Raw genomic sequence first — 23076 nt, forward strand, 5'->3', positions numbered from 1 at the left:
ATCGGAACTCCCCCACAGCGAACCAATAGTGTGTGGTGCCGTTCCAGTGCAGTTCACAGTAGGGGGAGTTACCAACCATGCGATCCATACGGCCGTCCTTCACCACGCGCGGGCACAGGCGCGGGCGGCGCAGAACGTCCCCCGTTCCAGTCACCGTGGCGCTCGTCTCGGCGCTCGCGCTCACCGCCACCGCCTGCGGGTCCGGCGACTCCGAGGCGGGCGGCGACGCCTCTGCCTCCGCGTCCGCGGCGGACGGCGGCAACGGCGAGATCCGGATCCCGGACAGCATCAAGGACAAGCTCAAGGAACACGGGATCGACGTCGACGAGTGGAAAAACGGCGCCTGGAAGAACTGGAACAAGGACGACTGGCTGCGTGAGGCGCAGGACTTCGTCAACCCAATCATCGAGGACCTGTGGGACCCGGACCGGATGCGGGACGCCGAGGAGCCCGACCAGGAGGTCGACGACAGCGACCTCTCCGGTGACCAGGGCGTCACCGACCCGGAGCCGCAGCCGGTGCAGGCTCAGGCCGTGCCGCCCAAGTACCACGACAGCGCCGCCACTTCGGGCAAGCTGCTCTTCGACTCTCCGGCGGGGTCGATGGTCTGCTCGGCGACCGTCGTGGAGGACCCGGCCAACCCGGGCAAGTCCAACCTGGTGTGGACGGCCGGCCACTGCGTGCACGCGGGCAAGAAGGGCGGCTGGTACCGCAACATCGCCTTCGTGCCGTCGTACAACGACGCCGGCAAGTCGACCGCGGAACTGCAGAACGCCACCAAGGAGGAGGTCGCTCCCTACGGCGTCTGGTGGGGCGACTGGGCTCAGACCTCGGACCAGTGGATCGAGCAGGGCGGCGCGACGGGCGGCGACGGTGCCGCGTACGACTTCGCCGTCATCCATGTGACGCCGGAGAAGGGCAGCGGCGGCAAGTCGCTGGAGGAGACGGTCGGCTCGGCGCTTCCGGTGGACTTCGCCGCGCCCGCCGTGCCGGAGGTCGGGAGCATGAAGGCGATCGGCTACCCGGCCGCGCCGCCGTACGACGGTCAGAAGCTGTTCCAGTGCGAGGACAAGCCCGGGCGGCTGTCGATGAGCGCCTCGGATCCGACGATGTACCGCATCGGCTGCACCATGACCGGTGGTTCGTCCGGCGGCGGCTGGGTCGCGGCCGGGTCCGACGGCCAGCCGGCGCTGGTGTCCAACACCTCGATCGGTCCGGTGACGGCCGGCTGGCTGGCCGGTCCGCGGCTGGGCGAGGAGGCCAAGGGTGTGTTCGACGCGGTGAGCGGCAAGTTCGCAGGCCAGTGATCGCGCGCTGAAGGACGGCGCCCGGCTTCGGGGGCGGTGGGGTGCGTCGGGTGAGCCGGGCACCCCACCGCGGGTTCCATGACATCGCGCGCGTCGACGTTCGTACGTCGACGTTCGGACGACACCTGACCGGCGGGACCGCGGCTGGGCCGCGAGGCCGAGGCGATGCACCAGAACACGAGCAGGACGTACGGCGGTCAGTGACCGGACGGGGCATACGGACATCCGTGCCCCCCGTGTGCCGAAGGCCCGCCCCCGCGATGTGCGGGGGCGGGCCTTTTGGCGTGTACGTCAGAGAGCGGGCGCCGGAACGTACGGCGTGAGTTCCGCCGCCAGTTCCTCGTGCACCCGGACCTTGAGCAGGGTGCCCTCCGGGGTGTGCTCCTCGGAGATCACCTCGCCCTCGTCATGGGCGCGGGCGACCAGCTTGCCGTGGGTGTACGGCACGAGTGCCTCGATCTCGACCGACGGGCGCGGCAGATCGTTGTCGATCAGGGCGAGCAGCTCGTCGATGCCCTTGCCGGTGCGTGCCGAGACCGCGATGGACCGCTTCTCGACCCGCATCAGCCGCTGGAGCACCAGCGGGTCGGCCATGTCGGCCTTGTTGATCACGACGATCTCGGGGACGCCAGTGGCTCCGACGTCCCTGATCACCTCACGCACGGCGGCGAGCTGCTCCTCCGGGACCGGATGCGAACCGTCCACCACGTGCAGGATCAGGTCGGAGTCGCCGACCTCCTCCATCGTGGAGCGGAACGCCTCGACCAGGTGGTGCGGCAGGTGCCGGACGAAGCCGACGGTGTCCGCCAGGGTGTACAGGCGGCCGCTCGGTGTCTCGGCCCGGCGCACGGTCGGGTCGAGGGTGGCGAACAGCGCGTTCTCCACCAGTACGCCCGCGCCCGTGAGGCGGTTGAGCAGCGAGGACTTGCCCGCGTTGGTGTAGCCCGCGATGGCGACGGACGGCACCTTGTGGCGCTTGCGCTCCTGGCGCTTGATCTCGCGGCCGGTCTTCATCTCCGCGATCTCCCGGCGCATCTTCGCCATCTTCTCGCGGATCCGGCGCCGGTCCGTCTCGATCTTGGTCTCACCGGGACCGCGGGTGGCGAGGCCGCCGCCCTTGCCGCCGCCCATCTGCCGGGACAGCGACTGGCCCCAGCCGCGCAGCCTCGGCAGCATGTACTGCATCTGCGCGAGCGCGACCTGTGCCTTGCCTTCTCGGGACTTGGCGTGCTGGGCGAAGATGTCCAGGATCAGGGCCGTACGGTCGATGACCTTGACCTTGACGACGTCCTCGAGGTGGATCAGCTGCCCCGGGCTGAGCTCACCGTCGCAGATGACGGTGTCCGCGCCCGTGTCGTGGACGACGTCCCGCAGCTCCTCGGCCTTGCCGGAGCCGATGTAGGTGGCGGCGTCGGGCTTGTCACGGCGTTGGACGACGCCGTCGAGCACCAGCGCGCCGGCGGTCTCCGCGAGGGCGGCCAGCTCGGCGAGGGAGTTCTCCGCGTCCCGTACGGTGCCCGAGGTCCACACGCCGACGAGAACGACCCGCTCCAGACGGAGCTGGCGGTACTCGACCTCGGTGACGTCCTCGAGCTCGGTGGAGAGACCCGCCACGCGGCGCAGCGCCGCGCGGTCGGAGCGGTCGAACTGCTCGCCGTCCCACTTGGCGTCGGTCTCGTGGCTCCAGGCGACGTCCTCTTCCATCAGGGCATCGGCCCGGAGGCCCTCGGGATAGGTCTGCTCGAGACGCTTGGTGTCCTGGGAGGGGGAAGAAGAGGAGGTCATTGGATCCTTACGTAGCTGGGAAGCGAATCGCGCGGCGTTGATACCGCGACACTCTGCACAACGCGCGAGCCGCCGGGGAGATTCCCGGACCCCTGCCGCGCCGTCCCGAAGATGGTCGCACGGCACGGGGCGTCTCGTCACCGGCTTATTCCGCGTATGCCGTCACCGGCTCTTTCCTCGTGCGCGATCACCGGCTCACGCCGTCACCGGCCTGTTCCACGTGCGCTTTCCCGTTGGCGGCCTCCGGCGCCCGGCCGGTCGCCGTCGGCTTCCAGTCCGGGTGGCCGGGCATCGGCGGGGTCTTCCCGCCGTACAGCCAGGCCTGGAAGAAGTCGCCCAGGTCGCGGCCGGAGATCTCGGACGCGAGCCGGACGAAGTCCGCGGTCGTCGCCGTACTGTCCCGGTGCCGGGCGACCCATTCACGTTCGAGGCGCTCGAAGGCGGGCCGGCCGATCTCCTGGCGCAGGGCGTAGAGCACGAGCGCCGCGCCGTCGTAGACGTTGGGCCTGAAGATACTGATCTTGTTGCCGGGGTCCGGCGGCTTCGGCGCGGCCGGCGGTCCACCCGCCGCGCGCCACTGGTCGGAGGCACCGTAGGCGGTCTTCATACGAGCCTCCAGGGACTTGTCCGCCTTCTCCTGCGCGTACAGCGCCTCGTACCAGGTGGCGTGGCCCTCGTTCAGCCACAGGTCGGACCAGGTGGCCGGGCCGACGCTGTTGCCGAACCACTGGTGGGCCAGCTCGTGCACCATGATCGACTCGACGTACCACTCCGGGTAACCGGGTTCGGTGAACAGCTCCCGCTCGAAGAGGGAGAGTGTCTGGGTCTCGAGTTCGAAGCCGGTGGTGGCGTCGGCCATGAGCAGGCCGTAGGTCTCGAAGGGGTAGCGCCCGGCCTTCTCCTCCATCCAGGCGATCTGGCCGGGAGTCTTCTCCAGCCACGGTTCGAGCGCCGCGCGGTGCTTCGTCGGCACGACGTCCCGGACGGGCAGTCCGTGCGGGCCGGTGCGGTGCAGCACCGTGGAGCGGCCGATGGAGACCTGCGCCAGTTCGGTGGCCATGGGGTGCCCGGTCCGGTACGTCCAGGTGGTCGATCCGCCGGCCCGCTCCACACCCGTCGGCAGACCGTTCGCGACGGCCGTGAGCCCGTCCGGGGCGGTGACACGGAAGGTGAACCTGGCCTTGTCGGAGGGGTGGTCGTTGCAGGGGAACACCAGGTGGGCGACGTCGGCCTGGTTGGCCATGGCGAGGCCGTCGGCGGTGCGCACCCAGCCGCCCGCGCGGTCGTCGGGGTACACGGGGTCGCTGCTGTGCCGCACCGTGATCCGCGTCCACTCGCCCTCGTCGAGCGCGCCCTCGGGCGTGATGACGAGGTCCTCGCCGGCTGTGGCGAAGCCGGCGGGCTGACCGTCGACCTCGACGGAGTCGACCTTGCCGTGGGCGAAGTCCAGGTTGACCCGGTCCAGGTCGGCCGTGGTCCGGGCGTCGATGGTGGTGACGGCCTTCAGCGGCTCGCTGTTGCTGCCGGAGTAGGTGAAGGAGAGGTCGTACGCCGCCACGTCGTAGCCGGGGTTGCCCAGGTGGGGGAAGAGCCGGTCGCCGACGCCCAGCGGGGCCGGCGGCGCGCTCGCGGCGAGCAGGCAGACGGAGACGGCCGAGGCGAGCAGGGCCGCGGCCCTGAGCCGGCAGCGGGCAGGGGCGCGGGTTCGCCGGGTGGGGGCGTGAGGGGTGTGCAGCATTCCCCACGGCTATCAGCGCGGGCGTGCGCCGCGGCGACGGCGCGCTCCCGGAGCACCCGAACGGGTACGTCCGGCAGCCGACGGCCGGCGCGCTCAGGCTCCCGTGGTCTGCGGCTGAGCCCTGCTCACGTCGTACACCCCGGCCACGTCGCGCATGGCGCGCATGAGGGCGGGCAGGCGGGCCGCGTCCGGGAGCAGGACGGTGTAGGTGTGACGGACCCGCTGCCGGTCGGGGGGCTCGACGGTCGCGGAGACGATCTCGGCGCCTTCGGCTGCCATGGCCTCCGTGAGGTCGGCCAGGAGGTGCGGGCGGCCGAACGATTCGGCGAGCAGGGTGACCCGGCACTGGGTGCTTTCCCCCCAGCGCACGCCGACCTCCGCGCGCCCCGCGCTCTTCATGCGCGCCACCACCGCGCACTGAGCGCGGTGCACGGTCACCACTCCCCCGCGTACGGCGAAGCCGGTGATCTCGTCGGGCGGGACGGGGGTGCAGCAGCCGGCCAGCCGCACGGTCGCGCCCGGCGGGTCGACGAGGACGTCGGCGGAGGCGGGACGGGCGGCCGGTCCGACGGGCGTCGGGCGTGCGGCGGGCGCGTCACCCGTGGCGGGACGGCGGGACGCCTCCTCCTCCTCCTCGGCGGGCGTCGGCTGCGGGTGGGCCGAAAGCCGGCGCTGGATGGCGATCCGCGCGGCGGGCGTGTGGGCGTGCTCCAGCCACTCCCTGGAGGGCTCGGAGGCGGGGTCCTGCCCCATCAGGAGGTGCACGGTGTCGCCGTCCTTCAGCACCGTGCTCATGGTCGCCAGGCGGCCGTTGACCCGGGCGCCCATGCACGCGTGCGCGTCCTCGCCGTACTGGGCGTAGGCGGCGTCCACGCAGGTCGCGCCCTCGGGGAGGCCGAGGGTGCCGCCGTCGGGCCGGAAGACGGTGATCTCGCGGTCCTGGGCGAGGTCCTCGCGAAGGGTGGACCAGAAGGTGTCGGGGTCGGGGGCGCCCCGCTGCCAGTCGAGCAGCCGGGAGAGCCAGCCGGGCCGGGTCGGGTCGGCGCGCTCGCCGTCGCCCGTGGTCTGTTCCTCCGCCGGCGGCGCGTAGGGATTGCCGAGCGCGACGACTCCCGCCTCGGCGACCTTGTGCATCTGGTGGGTGCGGATGAGGACCTCGACGACCTGGCCGTCCTGCGCGCGGGCCACCGCGGTGTGCAGTGACTGGTACAGGTTGAACTTCGGTACGGCGATGAAGTCCTTGAACTCCGAGACGACCGGCGTCATACAGGTGTGCAGTTCGCCGAGGACGGCGTAGCAGTCGGCGTCCTCCTGCACGAGTACCAGGAGGCGGCCGAAGTCGGCACCGTCGAGCGGTCCTCGTTTGCGGGAGACACGGTGCACGGAGACGAAGTGGCGGGGCCGGACGAGAACGTCCGCCGGGATGTCCGCCTCGCGCAGCACCTTGCGCACCTCGTCGGCGACCGCGACGAGCGGGTCGTCCGCGCGGGCGGCGTTCTCGTCGACCAGCTCCCGCGTGTGCTCGTACTCCTCGGGGTGCATCACCGCGAAGACGAGGTCCTCCAGCTCGGACTTGAGCGCCTGTACGCCGAGCCGCTCCGCGAGCGGGATGAGCACGTCCCGGGTCACCTTGGCGATGCGCTCCTGTTTCTCCCGGCGCATCACGCCGAGGGTGCGCATGTTGTGGAGCCGGTCGGCGAGTTTGATCGACATCACGCGGACGTCGTTGCCGGTGGCGAGGAGCATCTTGCGGAAGGTCTCGGGCTCGGCGGCGGCGCCGTAGTCGACCTTCTCCAGCTTGGTGACACCGTCGACGAGGTAGCGGACCTCGGCACCGAACTGGTCGCCCACCTGGTCGAGCGTCACGTCGGTGTCCTCGACGGTGTCGTGCAGGAGGGAGGCGGTGAGCGTGGTGGTCTCCGCGCCCAGTTCGGCGAGGATCAGGGTGACGGCCAGCGGGTGGGTGATGTAGGGCTCGCCGCTCTTGCGCGTCTGGCCGCGGTGCGAGGACTCGGCCAGCACGTAGGCGCGGCGCAGCGGGTCGAGGTCGGCGTCGGGGTGGTGGGCGCGGTGGGCCTCGACGACGTGGCCGATGGCGTCGGGCACCCTGCCGCGGGCGGCGGAGCCGAGCAGTGCGGCGCGGCCCAGGCGGCGCAGGTCGATCCGGGGGCGGGCCTTCCTGCGGGGCGTCGACGGTGCGACGGCGCCGGTGGCTGCGGGCGTCACAGGGCCTGGGCTCGCTGGATTCACGGCCTCCGCGTTCATGGGCACCTCCGGCTGCACGGACCGGCGGACGGGGTATCCCAGGGCGGACACGGCTCAGGGGATGGTGTCGGTCCCCCGTCCGGGCCGGTGCTTGATGCTATCGAGCCCACCACGTGCGGCCGACCGCCTCTCGCCGAGCGTGAAACGGATCACCCATTCGAGCGATGGTCCGAGGGTTTGGGTTTCGCACTGAGTGTCATGGACTGAGTGCTGTGACCGGCTTGTGGTTCAGGTGAGTACCCCTTCCAGCCATCCGGCGTCGAACTCGCCCTCGGCGACGATCACCGCGGGGCCCGTCATCTCGATCTCGCCGTCCGGGCGTTCGGTGATCACCAGGGTGCCGCCGGGCACGTCGACGGTGTACGTGGCCGGGGTGCCGGTGACCGTCGGGTCGGCGCCGTCCCTGCGGGCGGTGGCGACGGCGACGGCGCACGCGCCGGTTCCGCACGAGCGGGTCTCTCCGGAGCCGCGCTCGTGCACGCGCATCGCGACGTGGCCGGGGCCGCGGTCGACCACGAACTCGACGTTGACGCCGTCCGGGTAGGCGGTGGCGGGCTCGTAGGGCGGCGGGGAGTACAGGTCGCCCACGTGGGCGAGGTCGGCGACGAAGGCGACCGCGTGCGGGTTGCCCATGTTCACGTTCCGCGCGGGCCAGTTGCGGCCGTCGACGCTCACCACGACATCGTCCTCGGGGAGCAGCGCACGGCCCATGCCGACGGTGATGTCCCCCGTGGCGGAGCCGCTGTCGGACATGCTCTCGGCGATGTGCACGGTCTTCACGCCGCCGCGCGTGGCGACGGCCAGGTCGCCCTCGGTGACGTACCCGGCGCGCTGGAGGTAGCGCGCGAAGACCCGCACGCCGTTGCCGCACATCTCCGCGACCGAGCCGTCGCCGTTGCGGTAGTCCATGAACCACTCCGCCTCGGCCGCCATGTCCCTGGCCTCGGGATGTGCCGCGGACCGCACCACGTGCAGCAGTCCGTCACCGCCGATTCCCGCGCGGCGGTCGCACAGGGCGGCGGCGGCAGCGGGGGGCAGGTCGATGACGTTCTCGGGGTCCGGAACGATCACGAAGTCGTTCTCGGTGCCGTGTCCCTTGAGGAAGGCGATCCGCGTGCTCATTCCTCGATCGTACGGCGTGGGTACGACGGACGACGCGGGGGCGGGCGCGCGTGTGGACGGGGAGTGCCGGTGCGCACGTGAACGGGAAGGGTGGACGCCCACGTGGCACGTACGTGGAGGAGAGGGCGGGCCCGCCCGGAGGCGGACGGGGCCCGTGCACACGCGTGGGCGGCCGGCCGGCTTCGCGGCTGCGCGGCGGGCTCTCCTGTCAGCCGCGCAGGCGGGCCACCCGCCACACGGCCAGGACGACGACGGCGGCGACCGCCAGGGCGTAGACGAGGATCATCCGCCAGTCCGCACGGCGGCCCGATCCTCGCTGCGGCAGGCCGGGCCAGGTGTGGCCGACCCTGCGGGCGGCCATCATGCCCCAGCCGGCCGCGCAGGAGCAGATCAGCAGCCCCAGCATCGCGATCACGGCGCCGCTGTCGCCGAAGTCGAAGGCGAGCGGGAAGGCGAACATCAGGGAGCCGACCGCGGCCAGGCACACGATGGGAGCGAGCTGCCAGATCCGCAGCCGTCGCTGCGGACGCAGCTCGACCTCGACCTCGTCCCCGTACATCTCGTCGGGCTCTGGGCCGTCGGCGGCCACGCCCTCCTGCGCCTCGTCGGGGCCGTCGGGGCTCAGCGCCGCTCCGTCCGGCTCCGGTCCGTCGTGACCGGAGGCGCCGTGCTCGGTGCTTGGTGCGGGGTTGTGAGGGCCGGCCTCCATCGCCACGCGCCCTCCCAACTAGGACTCACTCGGTCGATCGAAGCTCGATGATGGCACGCCGCCGAACGCCCGGATGACGGCCGGGGCGTCCCGATGCCATCACGTGATCAGGCTGTAACCGGTCGTTCGACCAACGACAGGGCGAGCCGCGGAAGTTCCGTGCGATCCGCCACGGCCCCACTCAACCAGTGCACCCGCGGATCGCGCCTGAACCACGAATCCTGACGGCGCGCGAAGCGTTTGGTGGCACGGACGGTCTCGGCCCGCGCCTCGTCGAGGGTGCACTCGTCGGCGAGCGCCCTGAGTACCTGCTGGTAGCCGAGCGCGCGCGACGCCGTACGCCCCTCGCGCAACCCCCGTGCCTCAAGGGCGCGCACCTCGTCGACCAGACCCGCTTCCCACATCCGGTCGACCCGGCGGGCGATTCGCTCGTCCAGCTCGGGGCGCGCGACGCCGACGCCGATCTGCACGGTCTCGTAGACGGAGTCGTGGCCGGGAAGGTTGGCGGTGAAGGGTCTGCCGGTGATCTCGATCACCTCCAGGGCGCGCACGATCCGGCGCCCGTTGCCGGGCAGGATGGCCCGCCCCGCTTCCGGGTCGGCGGCTGCCAGACGGGCGTGCAGCGCACCCGGGCCCCGCAGCTCCAGTTCCTCTTCCAGCCGGGCCCTGACCTCGGGGTCGGTGCCGGGGAACTCCAGGTTGTCGACGGCCCCCCGGACGTAGAGGCCGGAGCCGCCGACGAGGATCGGCCAGCGGCCCTCGGCGAGCAGCGCGTCGATCCGTTCCCGCGCCAGCCGCTGGTACTCGGCGACGGACGCCGTGATCGTCATGTCCCAGACATCGAGAAGATGGTGTGGGACACCACCGCGCTCCTCGGGCGTCAGTTTGGCGGTACCGATGTCCATCCCACGGTAGAGCTGCATGGAGTCGGCGTTGACGACTTCACCGCCGAGCCGCCGGGCCAGGAATACGCCCAGATCGGACTTTCCGGCCGCGGTGGGTCCGACTACGGCGATGACTCGGGGGGCGGGGGGTGCGCTGCTCACCGCACCAGTCTCGCAAACCTCTCATCCGGCCCTCGAACGAGTTACGTGACGGTGCGGGGCCGGGCTCGTTCCCCGTTGCGAGGTTCCCGCGCCCCGATCCCCCGGGGCCGCGGCCCCGGCCACGCAAACGGCCGCACCGGATGCCGCGGGATTTCGCCCGCACGAGTAACCTATGGAGTTGATATGGGCGTTTTTGCACGGCTTTTTCGGAAGTCGAAGTCCACGGAGGAGGCGCCGACCGCCGAGAAGCCGGCCGACACCCCCGAGCCGGAGCGCGCGGTCGAGGAGAGCGCCGCAGAGGCCGCGGAGACGGCCGACGCCGGCCCCCGGAACACGGTCCAGCCCGCTGAGGCCGCCGAGGCCACCGACGCCGCCGACGCCGCCGACTCCGAGAGCGTCGGCATCCCCAAGCAGCAGTCCGCCGGGGAGGCCGTCGACAACGAGGCCGACAAGGGCGCCCGCACCTGACTGCCCCGTGAGGGAAGGCGAACCATGGGTCTGCTGGACAACTTGAAGGCCAGACTGGGACCGGCGAAGGGCAAGGTCTCCGACCTCGCGCAGCAGCACGAGGACAAGATCGATCGCGGTCTCGACAAGGTGGCGAGGACCGTGGACGAGAGGACCAAGGGCAAGTACAGCGACCGGATCCAGACGGGCACCGGGAAGGCCAAGGGCGCCGTGGACCGCCTCGCCCACAAGGACGCCGGCGGCGTGGACGGTGGCGGTGGCACACCGGGCGGCACCCCGGGGAACACTCCGGGCAGCACCCCGGGGAACACTCCGGGCAGCACCCCGGGCGGCACTCCGCCGGCCGGGCCGCCTCCGACTTCCTGACCCGCGCGCCCCGGCGCACCGGCGAGGCACCGGAACGACGGCGGACGGTCACGAGCGGCTCAGCTCCGGGCCGTCCGCCGACTTGGCGTGCGCCCTCCCGATGCCCGACACACCTCGCGGACGCCTGTCGACGCGCCCGCCGCCTCCTGAACGCCTCAGGGCGCCACTCCGCCTACGACCAGGTGGCCGCGATGTACCCGACCCCGTACGGCGCGTCCTCGTACAGCAGCGCGCCGGCGAGGTCCGTGTCCTCGGCCGCGCCCGCCAGGACCTGCCAGGGCCCCCGGCCGGACACCTTCAGCTCGCGGGCCAGTGCCGCGTCCAGCGCCGCGAGAGCCGTCACGTCCGCCGCGCCCAGAGCACGCCCCGCCTCCGCGTCGAAGGGCGCCGCGCGCTCGTCGAGGTACCCGGGGGCCTTCAGCGTGCGGCAGGCACTGGCGTCTCCCAGCACCAGCATGGCCACCCGCCCGGCCCGCGCGGCGACGTCCCGTCCGATGGCGGCGCAGCGCTCGGCGGGGAGGTCCTCCCCCACGCCGACGCCCTCGACGGGAGCGTCGGCCCACCCGGTGCGACCGAGCAGCCAGGCACCCACGGCCAGCCCGTACGGCAGCCCGGCCTCGGTCCGCTCGGATTCGGGCCTCACCGATTCGTGCCTCACCGACCGGGTCCGCTCCGCCTGCGTACCGCGGTCCGGGCCCAGGCTCACCTCAAGATCCACGCCGAAGCCGCGGAAGGATCCCCGTGCGCCGTGCGGATAGACCTCAAGCCCGGCGCCGTCGCCTGGGCCGACGACCACGAGCCGGTCGGGCCGGGCGGCGGCGAGCACCCCCAGCGCGTCCGTGCACGCGGCACGAGCGGTGTCCAGCTCGGGTGCGGCACCCGCGGCGACCTCCGGCACGAGGAGCGGCGGGCAGGGACAGACAGCGGCGGCGACAAGCATGATCGGCAGCGTAGCCCCGGGTCCGCGGCGACGGCCGCCCGCCCCGCGGTCAGTCGCAGCCGCAGCCACCCGCCACGGCGGGCTGGGGCTCCGGAGCACCGATCTGCGGCAGGCCGAGCATCACGCCCACGGGCTTGGCCTGCTCGGCCGCGTTGCGCTTCTCCCAGGCGTCACCGGCGCGCGTGCGGCGCACGCCGAGCACCTCGCCCTCGGCGAGGAGGTGGTGCGGAGCGGCGTAGGTGATCTCGACCGTCACCACGTCCCCCGGGCGGACCTCCTGGCCGGGCTTGGTGAAGTGCACCAGGCGGTTGTCGGGGGCGCGGCCGGAGAGGCGGTGGGTGGCACCGTCCTTGCGGCCCTCGCCCTCGGCGACCATGAGCTCCAGGGTGCGGCCGACCTGCTTCTTGTTCTCCTCCCAGGAGATCTCCTCCTGGAGGGCGACGAGACGCTCGTAGCGCTCCTGGACGACCGCCTTGGGGATCTGGTCGTCCATCTCCGCGGCCGGGGTGCCGGGCCGCTTGGAGTACTGGAAGGTGAAGGCCTGGGCGAAGCGGGCCTCGCGCACCACGTGCAGGGTCTGCTCGAAGTCCTCCTCGGTCTCGCCGGGGAAGCCCACGATGATGTCGGTGGTGATGGCCGCGTGCGGGATGGCGGCGCGCACCTTCTCGATGATGCCCAGGTAGCGGTCCTGGCGGTAGGAACGGCGCATCGCCTTCAGTACCGGGTCGGATCCGGACTGGAGCGGCATGTGCAGCTGCGGCATCGCGTTCGGCGTCTCGGCCATGGCGGCGATGACGTCGTCGGTGAAGTCGCGCGGGTGCGGGGAGGTGAAGCGGACGCGCTCCAGGCCGTCGATCGTGCCGCAGGCGCGCAGCAGCTTGCTGAAGGCCTCGCGGTCGCCGATGTCGGAGCCGTAGGCGTTGACGTTCTGCCCGAGGAGGGTGATCTCGGAGACGCCCTCGGCGACCAGGGCCTCGACCTCGGCGAGGATGTCACCGGGGCGGCGGTCCTTCTCCTTGCCGCGCAGGGCGGGGACGATGCAGAAGGTGCAGGTGTTGTTGCAGCCGACGGAGATGGACACCCAGGCCGCGTAGGCGCTCTCGCGCCGGGTGGGCAGCGTGGACGGGAACGCCTCCAGGGACTCGGCGATCTCGACCTGCGCCTCCTCCTGCACACGGGCGCGCTCCAGCAGGACGGGCAGCTTTCCGATGTTGTGCGTGCCGAAGACGACGTCCACCCAGGGAGCCCGCTTCACGATGGTGTCGCGGTCCTTCTGCGCCAGGCAGCCGCCGACCGCGATCTGCATTCCGGGCCGGCTCACCTTCCTCGGGGCGAGGCGGCCGAGGTTGCCGTACAGCTTGTTGTCGGCGTTCTCCCGTACGGCGCAGGTGTTGAAGACGACGACGTCGGCGTCGCCGTCGGCCCCCTCGGGGGCTCGGACGTAGCCCGCGTCCTCCAGCAGTCCGGACAATCGCTCGGAGTCGTGGACGTTCATCTGGCACCCGTAGGTGCGTACTTCATAGGTGCGTGTGCCGCCCACTGACTGACTCCGGTCGATGCTGCTCATGGCAATAAGGGTAGGCGGTCGGCGACGGTGCCCGGGCCGCCTGTGGACAACCGGGATCGCGGCTGGTCAGGGCAGGTCAGGGCTCGATGAGGCCCGCGCGGATCGCGTACCGGGTGAGTTCCAGGCGGTCGCGGACGCCCAGCTTCTGGAGGAGGTTGGCGCGGTGGCGTTCGACGGTCTTGGCACTGATGAACAGCAGCTCGCCGATCTCCTTGGAGGTGTGCCCCTCGGCGACGAGCTTGAGGATCTCCTCCTCGCGTTCCGTGATGGGCCGCTCGGGCAGGCCGCCGCCGCTGTGCAGGCGGTCCAGGTAGGAGCGGACCAGGGCCCGCTCGGCGCCCGGGTAGATGAACGGCTCGTCGCGTACGGCCGCCCGGCACGCCTCGACCAGGTCGCGGTCGGCGACGGACTTGAGGACGTAACCACAGGCCCCGGCCTTCAGCGCCTCGAAGAAGTACTGCTCGTTGTCGTACATGGTCAGGATGAGGATGCGCAGCTCGGGCAGGCGGCGGGAGAGCTCACGGGCCGCCTGGAGGCCGGTCATGCGGGGCATGGCGACGTCCAGGACGGCCAGGTCGGCCTCGGTGGCCCGCGCCGCCGCGACGGCCTCGGCGCCGTCCCCGGCCTCCGCGACGACCGTCAGGTCCGGTTCGCCGTCCAGGATGAGGCGTACGCCGCGGCGTACGAGGGTGTGGTCGTCGGCGAGCAGGACTCGGATCGGGGGCCGGGCGGACATCAGGGGCGGTCTCCGGTTCGGTCTGAGGACCGGTCCCCAACCGTGTCCTCGGTTCGGTCTGCGGACTGGCTTCCGGCCGCGTCCTCGGCTCGGGCGACGGACCAAGACCCTGCCGCGTCCCCGGCTCGGTTCGCGGTGCGGTCCCCTGGTGGGGTCGGGACGTGCAGGCGTACGTCGGTGCCCCGTCCGGGGGCTGGTTCGAGGTGGATCTCGGCTCCTATCAGCAGGGCCCGTTCGCGCATGCCGTGGATGCCGGCGCCCTCGGGGGCCTCGCCGAGGCCGGTGCCGTTGTCGCGTACGAGCAGTTCGACGCCGTCGGGCAACGTACGGAGGCTGAGCTGCGCGCGGTCGGCGGCGGCGTGGCGGGCGGTGTTGGTCAGGCCCTCCTGGGCGACCCGGTAGATCACGAGTTCCGCTTCCGGGGCGAGCGGGGGCAGATCGCCGGGGACTCGGTGGTGGACGGTCAGCCCGTGGTGGGTGAACTCGGCGGCGAGCGAGCGCAGGGCGCTGGCGAGGCCCAGCTCCTCCAGCACACCGGGGCGCAGGCGGCGGGCGATGCGGCGGACCTCGTCGAGGCCCGCCCGGGTGGCCTCCTGCGACAGGGTCACCTCCTCGCGCAGCTCCGCCGGTACCCGGTCGGCGACCCGCTTGAGCTGGAGGAGGACGGCGGTGAGGGTCTGGCCCACCTCGTCGTGGAGTTCGCGCGCGATGCGGTGGCGTTCGTCCTCCTGGGCCTGCAGCGCGCGGCCGGCACCCGCGGCGCGTTCGGCCTGGAGCCGGTCCAGCATCGTGTTGTACGTCGCGATCAGCTGTGCCGCCTCGGCCGGTCCGGCGACCTCCGGCCGGGCCCCGGGCACCAGCAGGTCGGCGGTGGCCATGGCGTGGCCGAGCCGGTGCAGCGGGGTGAGCCCCAGGCGCAGGACGATCGCGTTGCCGGCCAGCAGCACCGCGAGGCCGGCCAGCAATATCAGGGCCTCACCGACGAGGACGGGCGTCGACACGGTGACCGGTCCCAGCAGCAGTGCGGTGGCGACGACCAGGCCCGCGGCGTTGAGCAGGAAGATCCGCCAGAACAGCGACACGGTCCTCTTCCCGCTCCTCCCGGCCTTCGCGCACGACACCGCCTCGACCAGCTTCGCCCCCCGCGACCGGCTGCGTATATCCGTCACGACACCCATATCGTCACCGTACGCGCGGATGACAGCATGGCGAGGCCGCGAGCACGTCACGCACGTGCGCGAAGCGCAGTAACAGACGCAGGACGAATGAGGGGAAAACTCGTGTCAGCACCACGCCTGAGGGCGACGCCGCTGCCGGGTATCGGGGTCCAGTACGACCTGGTGACCCGCGAACACCGCCACCTCTCGGTGGTGGCACACCGCGACGGCACCCGCACGGTGAACGTGTACCGGACCGACGACCCCGATTCCTGCGCCCACTCACTGAGGCTGGCCGGCCCGGAGGCCGGCGCGCTGATCGACGCCCTGAAGCCGTCCCACCACAGCGCGAACCTGCTCTACACCACGGATCTGGGGCTGGTCGCCGAGCGGATCGAGGTGGCCGCGACGTCCCGCTGGAACGGGCGGCTGCTGGGCGAGACGTGCATGCGCACCGAGACCGGCGCGTCGATCGTCGCGGTGCTGCGGCGGGCCGAGGCGATTCCGTCGCCGGCGCCGGACTTCCGTCTGGTGGGTGGTGACACTCTGATCGTCATCGGAACCCGCGAGGGCGTCGACGCGGCCGCGACGATACTCGGGCAGGAGTGAGCCGGTGCACTCCGCGGTTCTTCTGATCGAGTTCGGTTCCATCATTCTGGGGCTCGGACTGCTCGGCCGGTTCGCCGGCCGGTACCGCCTCTCCCCCATCCCGCTGTACCTGCTGGCCGGTCTGGCGTTCGGCGAGGGCGGGCTGCTGCCACTGGGCGCGAGCGAGGAGTTCGTCGCCACCGGCGCCGAGATCGGCGTCATCCTGCTGCTGCTGATGCTGGGTCTTGAATACACGGCCGGTGACCTGGTCACCAACCTCAAGTCCCACTATCCGGCCGGCCTCGTCGACTGCGCGTTCAACGCGGTGCCGGGCGCGGTGGCCGCGCTGTTGATGGGCTGGGGCCCGGTGGCCGCCGTCGTACTGGCGGGGGTGACGTGGATCTCGTCGTCCGGGGTCATCGCCAAGGTGCTCGGAGACCTCGGCCGCGTCGGCAACCGGGAGACCCCGGTGATCCTGAGCGTGCTGGTCCTGGAGGACCTGGCGATGGCGGTGTACCTGCCGATCGTCACGGCTCTGGTCGCCGGTGCCGGGCTGATGACCGGCAGCATCACGCTGGCGGTCGCGCTGGCCGCGGCGGGTCTGGTGCTGTTCGTGGCCGTGCGTTACGGCCGTCTGATCTCGCGGTTCGTCTCCAGCGACGACCCGGAGAAGCTGCTGCTGGTGGTGCTGGGCCTGACGATCCTGGTCGCGGGCGTGGCGCAGCAGCTCCAGGTGTCGGCCGCGGTGGGCGCGTTCCTGGTGGGCATCGCGCTGTCCGGGGAGGTCGCGGAGGGTGCGCACACGCTGCTGAGCCCGCTGCGGGACCTGTTCGCCGCGGTCTTCTTCGTCTTCTTCGGGCTGCACACCGATCCGGCCAGCATTCCGCCGGTCCTGCTGCCCGCGCTCGCGCTGGCCCTGCTCACCGCCGTGACCAAGATCGCCACCGGGTACTGGGCGGCGCGGCGCGCGGGGATCTCCGTCAAGGGCCGCTGGCGCACGGGCGGCGCGCTGGTGGCCCGCGGCGAGTTCTCGATCGTCATCGCGGGCCTCGCGGTCTCGGCGGGCATCGAACCGTCCCTGGGCCCGCTGGCCACGGCCTACGTCCTCATCCTGGTCGTCCTCGGTCCCCTCACCGCCCGCTTCACCGAGCCGCTGGCGAGCCGTCTCTTCCGCCGCCGCGACAATCCCGACCGCCCCGCCGGTCTCCCCGGCGGTATCGACGGGAAGGCCGGGACCGACGGGACGCCGCGTACGACGGGTGCGGAGGCTTCGGTGGGCGACTGACCTCGCGCATCGGCCCTGGCCTGCGGTCCGGACCCCCGGCACGGCCCCGGCCACGCAGGTGCCTGGGCCGTCCTCCGGACGTGCCGGGCGCCCTGCGCCGCACCGCCGCGCCCGCGGCCCGTCGCAGGACGCCCACCCGCGTCAGGCCTCCGACGCGTCCAGGGCCTCCGGCGTCCGGGGCGTCCACCCCTGCCGGCGAAGGACGCCCGGCACGTCCGGTGCCTCGTAGTGGTTGCCCTTGAGTACCTTCCCGTCGGCTCTGCGGCTGATCTGGCCGTCGGGCCCGAGCTTGGTCATGTTGGAGCGGTGGATCTCGGCGATCACCGCGTCGAGGTCGACGCCGTGGACGAGGGCCGTGCCGTACGCGACGTAGACCACGTCGGCCAGTTCGTGCGCGAGCCGGTCGAGCGGGCCCGTCACCGACACCTCGGCGACCTCCGCGGCCTCCTCCGCGAGCAGCTCGCCCCTGTGGGCGGCCAGGTCGGGCGAGACCTCGGTCGGAGCACTGCGGGCATCCAGCCCGAAGGCGAGGTGGAAGGCGCGGACCAGGTCGGCGGGCGAGGAACTCATGCCGACGACTGTAGCGAGCGCCACTGACAGCCGGATCCGGACGCCGAAGCGGCCACCGTGTGAGCTCGGCCCTGGTCAGCGGGGTTGCGGACTGGCAGGATCGCGCCCATGTCCACGCTGTTCTCCCGTATCGGCAGGCGCCGGGCCGTCCAGGGCACGGTCGCCGGTGCCGTCGCCCTCGGGCTGCTGCTGTGGTGGCTGCTGCCGCTGGGCAAGGAACCGCCGGGCGGGACGATCACCTTCAGCACGGGCACCCGCGCGGGGGTCTACCAGAAGTACGGCGAGCTGCTGCGCACCGAGCTGCGCAAGGACATGCCCGGCCTGAAGGTGCGGCTGACAACCAGCGCGGGCTCTCAGGAGAACGTCGAGCGTGTGGCGTCAGGGGAGGCCGACTTCACCATCGCGGCGGCCGACGCGGTGGAGACGTACAAGATCGCCGACCGTCCCGGTGCCGAGGGGCTGCGCGGTGTGGCCCGCCTCTACGACGACTACGTGCAGCTCGTGGTGCCGAGTGACTCGGACATCCAGACCGTGGCCGACCTGCGCGGCAAGCGGGTGGCCATCGGGCTGCCGAATTCGGGCGTACGGCTGATCGCCACCCGGCTGCTGAGGGCCGTGGGCATCGATCCGGAGAGGGACATCACTCCCCATGCGGACGGGATCGACACCGGGCCCGGGCGGCTGGGTGAGGAGCTCGACGCGTTCTTCTGGTCGGGCGGGGTGCCGACTGACGGGCTCAAGCAGATAGCGGAGACCACCGCCTTCCGGTTCGTGCCGATCGGCGAGGACCTCGTCACCAAGCTGCACGAATCCGGCGGCGCGACCCGCTACTACCGCACCACCAACATGCCGGAGTCGGCCTACCCCACCGTGCAGAACGGCTCCGTGGTGCCCACGATGGCGGTGTCCAACCTGCTGATGACGCGCGCTGACATGGACCCCCGGCTCACCGAGTGGCTGACCAGGACGGTGCTCGACAGCCGCGACGGCATCGGGGCGACCGTCCACTCCGCGCAACTGGTGGACCTGCGTACCGCGATCTACACCGACCCGCTGGAGCTGCACGAGGGTGCCCGGCGCTACTACCGGTCGGTCAAGCCGTAGTACGTGCTGCCGGGGCGCTGCCCGGGACCACCGGCCGGTGAGGCCCCCGTGACCGCTACGGCTCCTTCCGCGCGCCCGCCCCCGACGCAGACCCCGGCCCAGGCCCAGACCCGGCCTCAGACGTAGGCCCGGATCTCGGCACCGTGACCGTCACCTCGAGGCCGTGCGGCTCGTGGTGGCCGAAGGAGATCGAGCCGTCGCCCGCCGCGAGCAGCGCCCGGCAGATGGACAGGCCCAGGCCGGAGCCCTTGATGTTCTGGTGCCGGCCACTGCGCCAGAAACGGTCGCCCACGCGCGCGAGCTCCTCGTCGGTCAGCCCGGGACCGTTGTCGGTGACGACGACGGTGGCGGCGTCGCCGGTGGACAGGACCGCGACCCGGACGGTCTCGTCGGCCGGCGTGAACTTCACGGCGTTGTCGATGACCGCGTCCAGGGCGCTGGACAGCGTCACCGGGTCGGCCCAGCCCGTGGTCGGCGGGCAGTCCCCGACCAGCCGTACGCCCTTGGCACCGGCCGTCGGCGACCAGGCGGCCATCCGCTCGGCGGCCAGCGCGCCGATGTCGGTGACCTGGAGGTCGGCCCGGCTGTGCTCGGCCAGCGCCAGGTCGAGAAGGTCGTCCAGGACCCGGGCCAGGCGCTTGCCCTCGGTCTGGACGGAGGCGATCTCCTCGTTGCCCTCGGGCAGTTCGAGGGCGAGCAGTTCGATGCGCAGCAGCAGTGCCGCGAGGGGGTTGCGCAGCTGGTGCGAGGCGTCGGCGACGAAGGCGCGCTGCTGCTCCAGCACGTCCTCCACATGGTCCGCCATCTCGTTGAACGACCGGGCCAGGCGTCTGAGCTCCGGCGGCCCCCCGGCCGGCGCGACCCGGGACTTGAGCCGTCCGGTGGCGATGTCGTGGGTCGTGGCGTCCAGGACCCGTACCGGCCTGAGCACCCAGCCGGTCAGCCGGAGCGCGGCCCCGACGGCGAGCAGCATCGCGGCGATCTCCCCGGCGCCGATGACCAGCCAGCCGCGCAGGGTGCGCGACCGCATGGAGTCGGTGGGCGAGTCGGTGACCACGACCGCGACGACGTCCCCGTCCCGGATGACCGGCGAGGCGACCACGAGCCGGCCGTCCTCCCAGGGCCACACCTGCTCCGGGTCGTGGCTGCGGCGGCTGAGCAGCGCCTCGTCGAAGGAGTCGCGCACCTCGCCCCGCTGGGGCAGGAACCAGGTCGTGGGCGCGTTGGCCATGGGGATGTGGTTGCGGTAGAAGACGCCCGCCTTGATGCCGTAGACCTCGTAGTAGCTGGTGAGTTCGGTCTGCAGGGTCTCCAGGCGTTCGTCCGTGGCCGTCCGGCGCGATCCGCCCGGCACGTCCTCGGTGACGAACTGGGCGAGCGCGGCGAAGCGTGCCGTGTCGTCTATGCGGTCGATGACGACCTTCTGCTGCTCCGCGCGGGCGCCGCTGATACCGAGCGGGACACCGAGCGCGAGCAGTACGGCCGCCATCAGGACGATGAGCAGCGGGAGCAGGCGTGTGCTCACCCGGCCCCGCTACGCGGTGGGGGCGACGAGGCGGTAGCCGACGCCGCGGACGGTCTCGATGAGCGCCGGCATGCGCAGCTTGGACCGCAGGGAGGCGACGTGCACCTCCAGCGTGCGTCCGGTCCCCTCCCAGCTGGTGCGCCACACCTCGCTGATGATCTGCTCCCGGCGGAAGACGACCCCGGGGCGCTGTGCGAGCAGGGCGAGGAGGTCGAACTCCTTGCGGGTGAGCTGGACGACCGTACCGTCCACACTGACCTGGCGCGTGGACAGCTCGATGTGCACCGCTCCGAGGCGCACCACCGTCCCGGGGCTCCCGGGTGCGTCCTCCTGGACGGTGCGCCGGCTGACGGCGTGGATACGGGCGAGCAGCTCTCCGGTGTCGTACGGCTTGACCACGTAGTCGTCGGCGCCGAGGTTGAGGCCGTGGATGCGGGAGCGGACGTCGGCGCGGGCGGTGACCATGATGACCGGGGTGCTGGTGCGCTTGCGGATCTTGCCGCAGACCTCGTAGCCGTCCTGGTCGGGCAGGCCGAGGTCGAGCAGGACGACGCCGAAGCAGTCGCCCTCGGGGACGAGCGCCTGGAGTGCCTCCTCGCCGTTGCGCGCGTGGGTGACGTCGAAGCCGTGCCGCGCGAGGATCGCGGACAGGGCGGCGGCTACATGGTTGTCGTCCTCGACGAGCAGCAGTCTCATCCGGGCCTCCTTCGGTTCATCGGCCGTACTCCTGGCATGGCTAGAAAGACGTGTGCACACACGCGCGTGCGCCTTGTGCAGTGACGCCGATGGAGGGGGACGGCGTCAAGAGGGTTCCGGTTGCGGCCGCTCGAAGTTATCCGGCCGATATGCGCCCTGCTCACAAGTGCTACGACTCGTGTCCGATTGCTATCGGATCGTGATGCTCAGATTCCCCTCAGATGTAGAGACGCGGGTCGTCCGGCGTCACTACTGTCCTCCGAAACCGAGGAGGACGGAGCCCGAGAGCGATGACCGAAGTATCGGTGGCCAAGGAAGATGTGGCCGCGACCGGCGAACTGGTCGTCCTGAAGAGTGTCAACAAGCACTTCGGCGCGTTGCACGTGCTCCAGGACATCGACCTGACGATCACCCGCGGCGAGGTTGTCGTGGTCATCGGACCCTCCGGGTCCGGTAAGTCCACCCTGTGCCGCACCATCAACCGCCTGGAGACCATCGACTCAGGATCGATCGCTATCGACGGCAAGCCCCTTCCCGCGGAGGGCAAGGAGCTCGCCAGGCTGCGGGCCGACGTCGGCATGGTCTTCCAGTCCTTCAATCTCTTCGCGCACAAGACCGTGCTCGAGAACGTGACCCTGGGCCAGATCAAGGTCCGCAAGGTCGACGCCAAGACGGCCGAGGAGAAGGCCCGCGCCCTGCTCGACCGCGTGGGTGTGAGCGCCCAGGCGGACAAGTACCCCGCGCAGCTCTCCGGCGGTCAGCAGCAGCGCGTCGCCATCGCGCGGGCGCTGGCCATGGACCCGAAGGTCATGCTGTTCGACGAGCCGACCTCGGCTCTCGACCCGGAGATGATCAACGAGGTGCTGGAGGTCATGCAGCAGCTCGCCCGCGACGGCATGACCATGATCGTGGTCACGCACGAGATGGGCTTCGCCCGGTCGGCGGCCAACCGCGTGGTGTTCATGGCGGACGGCCGCATCGTCGAAGAGGCCACGCCGGACCAGTTCTTCAGCAATCCGCGCAGTGACCGCGCCAAGGACTTCCTGTCGAAGATCCTGCACCACTGACGCTCCCGGCGCGGCTCCGGCGTACCGCGTCGCCCGCTCTGGCGGCCCACCCCCGTCGGCCGCATCCGATCACCTGATCCTCTCTGATCGTCCGATCACAGTTCGATCGCAGCTCGATCACAGCCAAAGGATGTTCACCATGAAGCTCCGCAAGGTCACCGCCGCCTCGGCCGCCGTGCTCGCCCTCGCCCTGACCGCCACCGCGTGCGGTTCCGACGACGGCGACGACAGCGGTTCCTCCGGTGGCGGCGACAAGAAGATCACCATCGGCATCAAGTTCGACCAGCCGGGCCTCGGCCAGAAGACCCCGGACGGCTACGAGGGCTTCGACGTGGACGTCGCCACGTACGTCGCCAAGAAGCTCGGCTACACCGAGGACCAGATCGAGTGGAAGGAGTCGAAGAGCGCCGACCGCGAGACCATGCTCCAGCGCGGTGACGTCGACTTCATCGCCGCCACGTACTCGATCACGCCGCAGCGCCAGGAGAAGGTCGACTTCGCCGGCCCGTACCTGCTCGCCCACCAGGACGTGCTGCTCCGCGCCGACGACGACAAGATCAAGTCGCCGGAGGACCTGAACGACGCGAAGCTCTGCTCGGTCACCGGCTCGACGTCGGCCCAGAACATCAAGGAGAAGCTGGCGCCCAAGGCGCAGCTGCAGCCCTACCCGACGTACTCGGCCTGCCTGCCCGGTCTTCAGAACGGCGCCATCGACGCGCTGACCACCGACGACTCGATCCTCGCCGGTTACGCCTCCCAGAAGCAGTTCGAGGGCAAGTTCAAGCTCGGCGGCTTCAAGCTGACGAACGAGAACTACGGCATCGGCGTCAAGAAGGGCAGCGACCTCAAGGACAAGATCAACAAGGCCCTTGAAGAGATGGTCGCCGACAAGGCCTGGGACAAGGCCGTCAAGGACAACTTCGGCCCGGCCAACTACAAGAACGAGCCGGCGCCGAAGATCGGCGACATCAAGAGCTGAAGCCGGGCCTGACAGGGTGCGCCGTCCTCCGGAAGGGACGGCGCACCGGGGCGGGC

General features: G+C 71.5%; 21 protein-coding genes. 8 read left to right on the forward strand and 13 right to left on the reverse strand.

The window, feature by feature from the left end; all coding sequences use genetic code 11:
- Positions 1-77 precede the first annotated feature (77 nt).
- On the forward strand, positions 78-1307 hold the full coding sequence (locus ACH4NX_RS21695; RefSeq protein ID WP_351392645.1) for a hypothetical protein: 1230 nt from the start codon (positions 78-80) through the stop codon (positions 1305-1307).
- Positions 1308-1598: 291 nt separating this feature from the next.
- Here the strand turns inward: ACH4NX_RS21695 and hflX are convergent, their stop codons facing one another.
- The 6 genes from hflX to miaA form a co-directional block, all read right to left on the reverse strand.
- Positions 1599-3092, reverse strand: a complete 1494-nt coding sequence (gene hflX, locus ACH4NX_RS21700) for a GTPase HflX (RefSeq protein ID WP_351392642.1) — start codon at positions 3090-3092, stop codon at positions 1599-1601.
- A gap of 187 nt (positions 3093-3279) precedes the next feature.
- Positions 3280-4830 (reverse strand): M1 family metallopeptidase, encoded by a 1551-nt coding sequence (locus ACH4NX_RS21705; RefSeq protein WP_398128318.1) that lies wholly within the window; start codon positions 4828-4830, stop codon positions 3280-3282.
- A gap of 93 nt (positions 4831-4923) precedes the next feature.
- Positions 4924-7095, reverse strand: coding sequence for a RelA/SpoT family protein (locus tag ACH4NX_RS21710; protein WP_398128344.1), 2172 nt, complete (start codon positions 7093-7095; stop codon positions 4924-4926).
- A gap of 228 nt (positions 7096-7323) precedes the next feature.
- Positions 7324-8217 (reverse strand): diaminopimelate epimerase, encoded by an 894-nt coding sequence (dapF, locus tag ACH4NX_RS21715; protein ID WP_398128319.1) that lies wholly within the window; start codon positions 8215-8217, stop codon positions 7324-7326.
- A gap of 208 nt (positions 8218-8425) precedes the next feature.
- Complete coding sequence (locus tag ACH4NX_RS21720) at positions 8426-8926, reverse strand: hypothetical protein (protein WP_351392967.1); 501 nt, start codon at positions 8924-8926, stop codon at positions 8426-8428.
- A 107-nt stretch (positions 8927-9033) separates the two neighbouring features.
- A complete protein-coding gene (gene miaA / locus ACH4NX_RS21725) occupies positions 9034-9972 on the reverse strand; it encodes a tRNA (adenosine(37)-N6)-dimethylallyltransferase MiaA (RefSeq protein WP_398128320.1) in 939 nt (312 codons plus the stop codon).
- 183 nt (positions 9973-10155) lie between these two features.
- Between miaA and ACH4NX_RS21730 the strand changes: the two genes are divergently transcribed.
- Positions 10156-10440, forward strand: a complete 285-nt coding sequence (locus ACH4NX_RS21730) for a hypothetical protein (RefSeq protein WP_398128321.1) — start codon at positions 10156-10158, stop codon at positions 10438-10440.
- Positions 10441-10464: 24 nt separating this feature from the next.
- Positions 10465-10806: an antitoxin gene (locus ACH4NX_RS21735; protein ID WP_398128322.1), complete on the forward strand. Its 342-nt coding sequence runs from the start codon at positions 10465-10467 to the stop codon at positions 10804-10806.
- A 172-nt stretch (positions 10807-10978) separates the two neighbouring features.
- Here the strand turns inward: ACH4NX_RS21735 and ACH4NX_RS21740 are convergent, their stop codons facing one another.
- The 4 genes from ACH4NX_RS21740 to ACH4NX_RS21755 form a co-directional block, all read right to left on the reverse strand.
- Positions 10979-11746, reverse strand: a complete 768-nt coding sequence (locus ACH4NX_RS21740) for a class III extradiol dioxygenase subunit B-like domain-containing protein (protein WP_398128323.1) — start codon at positions 11744-11746, stop codon at positions 10979-10981.
- 49 nt (positions 11747-11795) lie between these two features.
- Entirely contained in the window at positions 11796-13313 is a 1518-nt protein-coding gene (miaB, locus tag ACH4NX_RS21745; RefSeq protein ID WP_351392622.1) for a tRNA (N6-isopentenyl adenosine(37)-C2)-methylthiotransferase MiaB, read from the reverse strand.
- Between the two features lie 76 nt (positions 13314-13389).
- On the reverse strand, positions 13390-14049 hold the full coding sequence (locus ACH4NX_RS21750; protein ID WP_351392619.1) for a response regulator transcription factor: 660 nt from the start codon (positions 14047-14049) through the stop codon (positions 13390-13392).
- A complete protein-coding gene (locus ACH4NX_RS21755) occupies positions 14049-15227 on the reverse strand; it encodes a sensor histidine kinase (RefSeq protein ID WP_398128324.1) in 1179 nt (392 codons plus the stop codon). Before ACH4NX_RS21755 ends, ACH4NX_RS21750 begins: the two co-directional genes overlap by 1 nt.
- 102 nt (positions 15228-15329) lie before the next feature.
- Here ACH4NX_RS21755 and ACH4NX_RS21760 point away from each other — a divergent pair, with 102 nt between their 5' ends.
- Together ACH4NX_RS21760 and ACH4NX_RS21765 are read left to right on the forward strand one after the other, a co-directional pair.
- Positions 15330-15815, forward strand: a complete 486-nt coding sequence (locus ACH4NX_RS21760) for a TrkA C-terminal domain-containing protein (RefSeq protein ID WP_351392613.1) — start codon at positions 15330-15332, stop codon at positions 15813-15815.
- Between the two features lie 4 nt (positions 15816-15819).
- Positions 15820-17079, forward strand: a complete 1260-nt coding sequence (locus ACH4NX_RS21765) for a cation:proton antiporter (protein ID WP_398128325.1) — start codon at positions 15820-15822, stop codon at positions 17077-17079.
- A gap of 141 nt (positions 17080-17220) precedes the next feature.
- On the opposite strand, the gene ACH4NX_RS21770 is transcribed toward ACH4NX_RS21765, so the two are convergent.
- Complete coding sequence (locus tag ACH4NX_RS21770; RefSeq protein ID WP_398128326.1) at positions 17221-17649, reverse strand: MazG nucleotide pyrophosphohydrolase domain-containing protein; 429 nt, start codon at positions 17647-17649, stop codon at positions 17221-17223.
- A 108-nt stretch (positions 17650-17757) separates the two neighbouring features.
- Between ACH4NX_RS21770 and ACH4NX_RS21775 the strand changes: the two genes are divergently transcribed.
- Entirely contained in the window at positions 17758-18753 is a 996-nt protein-coding gene (locus ACH4NX_RS21775; RefSeq protein WP_351392605.1) for a TAXI family TRAP transporter solute-binding subunit, read from the forward strand.
- A gap of 55 nt (positions 18754-18808) precedes the next feature.
- On the opposite strand, the gene ACH4NX_RS21780 is transcribed toward ACH4NX_RS21775, so the two are convergent.
- Positions 18809-20278, reverse strand: a complete 1470-nt coding sequence (locus tag ACH4NX_RS21780) for a HAMP domain-containing sensor histidine kinase (protein ID WP_351392602.1) — start codon at positions 20276-20278, stop codon at positions 18809-18811.
- Between the two features lie 9 nt (positions 20279-20287).
- Positions 20288-20974, reverse strand: coding sequence for a response regulator transcription factor (locus tag ACH4NX_RS21785; protein ID WP_351392600.1), 687 nt, complete (start codon positions 20972-20974; stop codon positions 20288-20290).
- A 290-nt stretch (positions 20975-21264) separates the two neighbouring features.
- Between ACH4NX_RS21785 and ACH4NX_RS21790 the strand changes: the two genes are divergently transcribed.
- Together ACH4NX_RS21790 and ACH4NX_RS21795 are read left to right on the forward strand one after the other, a co-directional pair.
- Complete coding sequence (locus tag ACH4NX_RS21790; RefSeq protein WP_351392597.1) at positions 21265-22041, forward strand: amino acid ABC transporter ATP-binding protein; 777 nt, start codon at positions 21265-21267, stop codon at positions 22039-22041.
- Between the two features lie 139 nt (positions 22042-22180).
- Positions 22181-23020, forward strand: coding sequence for a glutamate ABC transporter substrate-binding protein (locus tag ACH4NX_RS21795; RefSeq protein ID WP_351392594.1), 840 nt, complete (start codon positions 22181-22183; stop codon positions 23018-23020).
- The last annotated feature ends 56 nt before the right edge of the window (positions 23021-23076 follow it).

Source organism: Streptomyces sp. NPDC017225 (assembly GCF_044331465.1).
GTDB lineage: Bacteria > Actinomycetota > Actinomycetes > Streptomycetales > Streptomycetaceae > Streptomyces.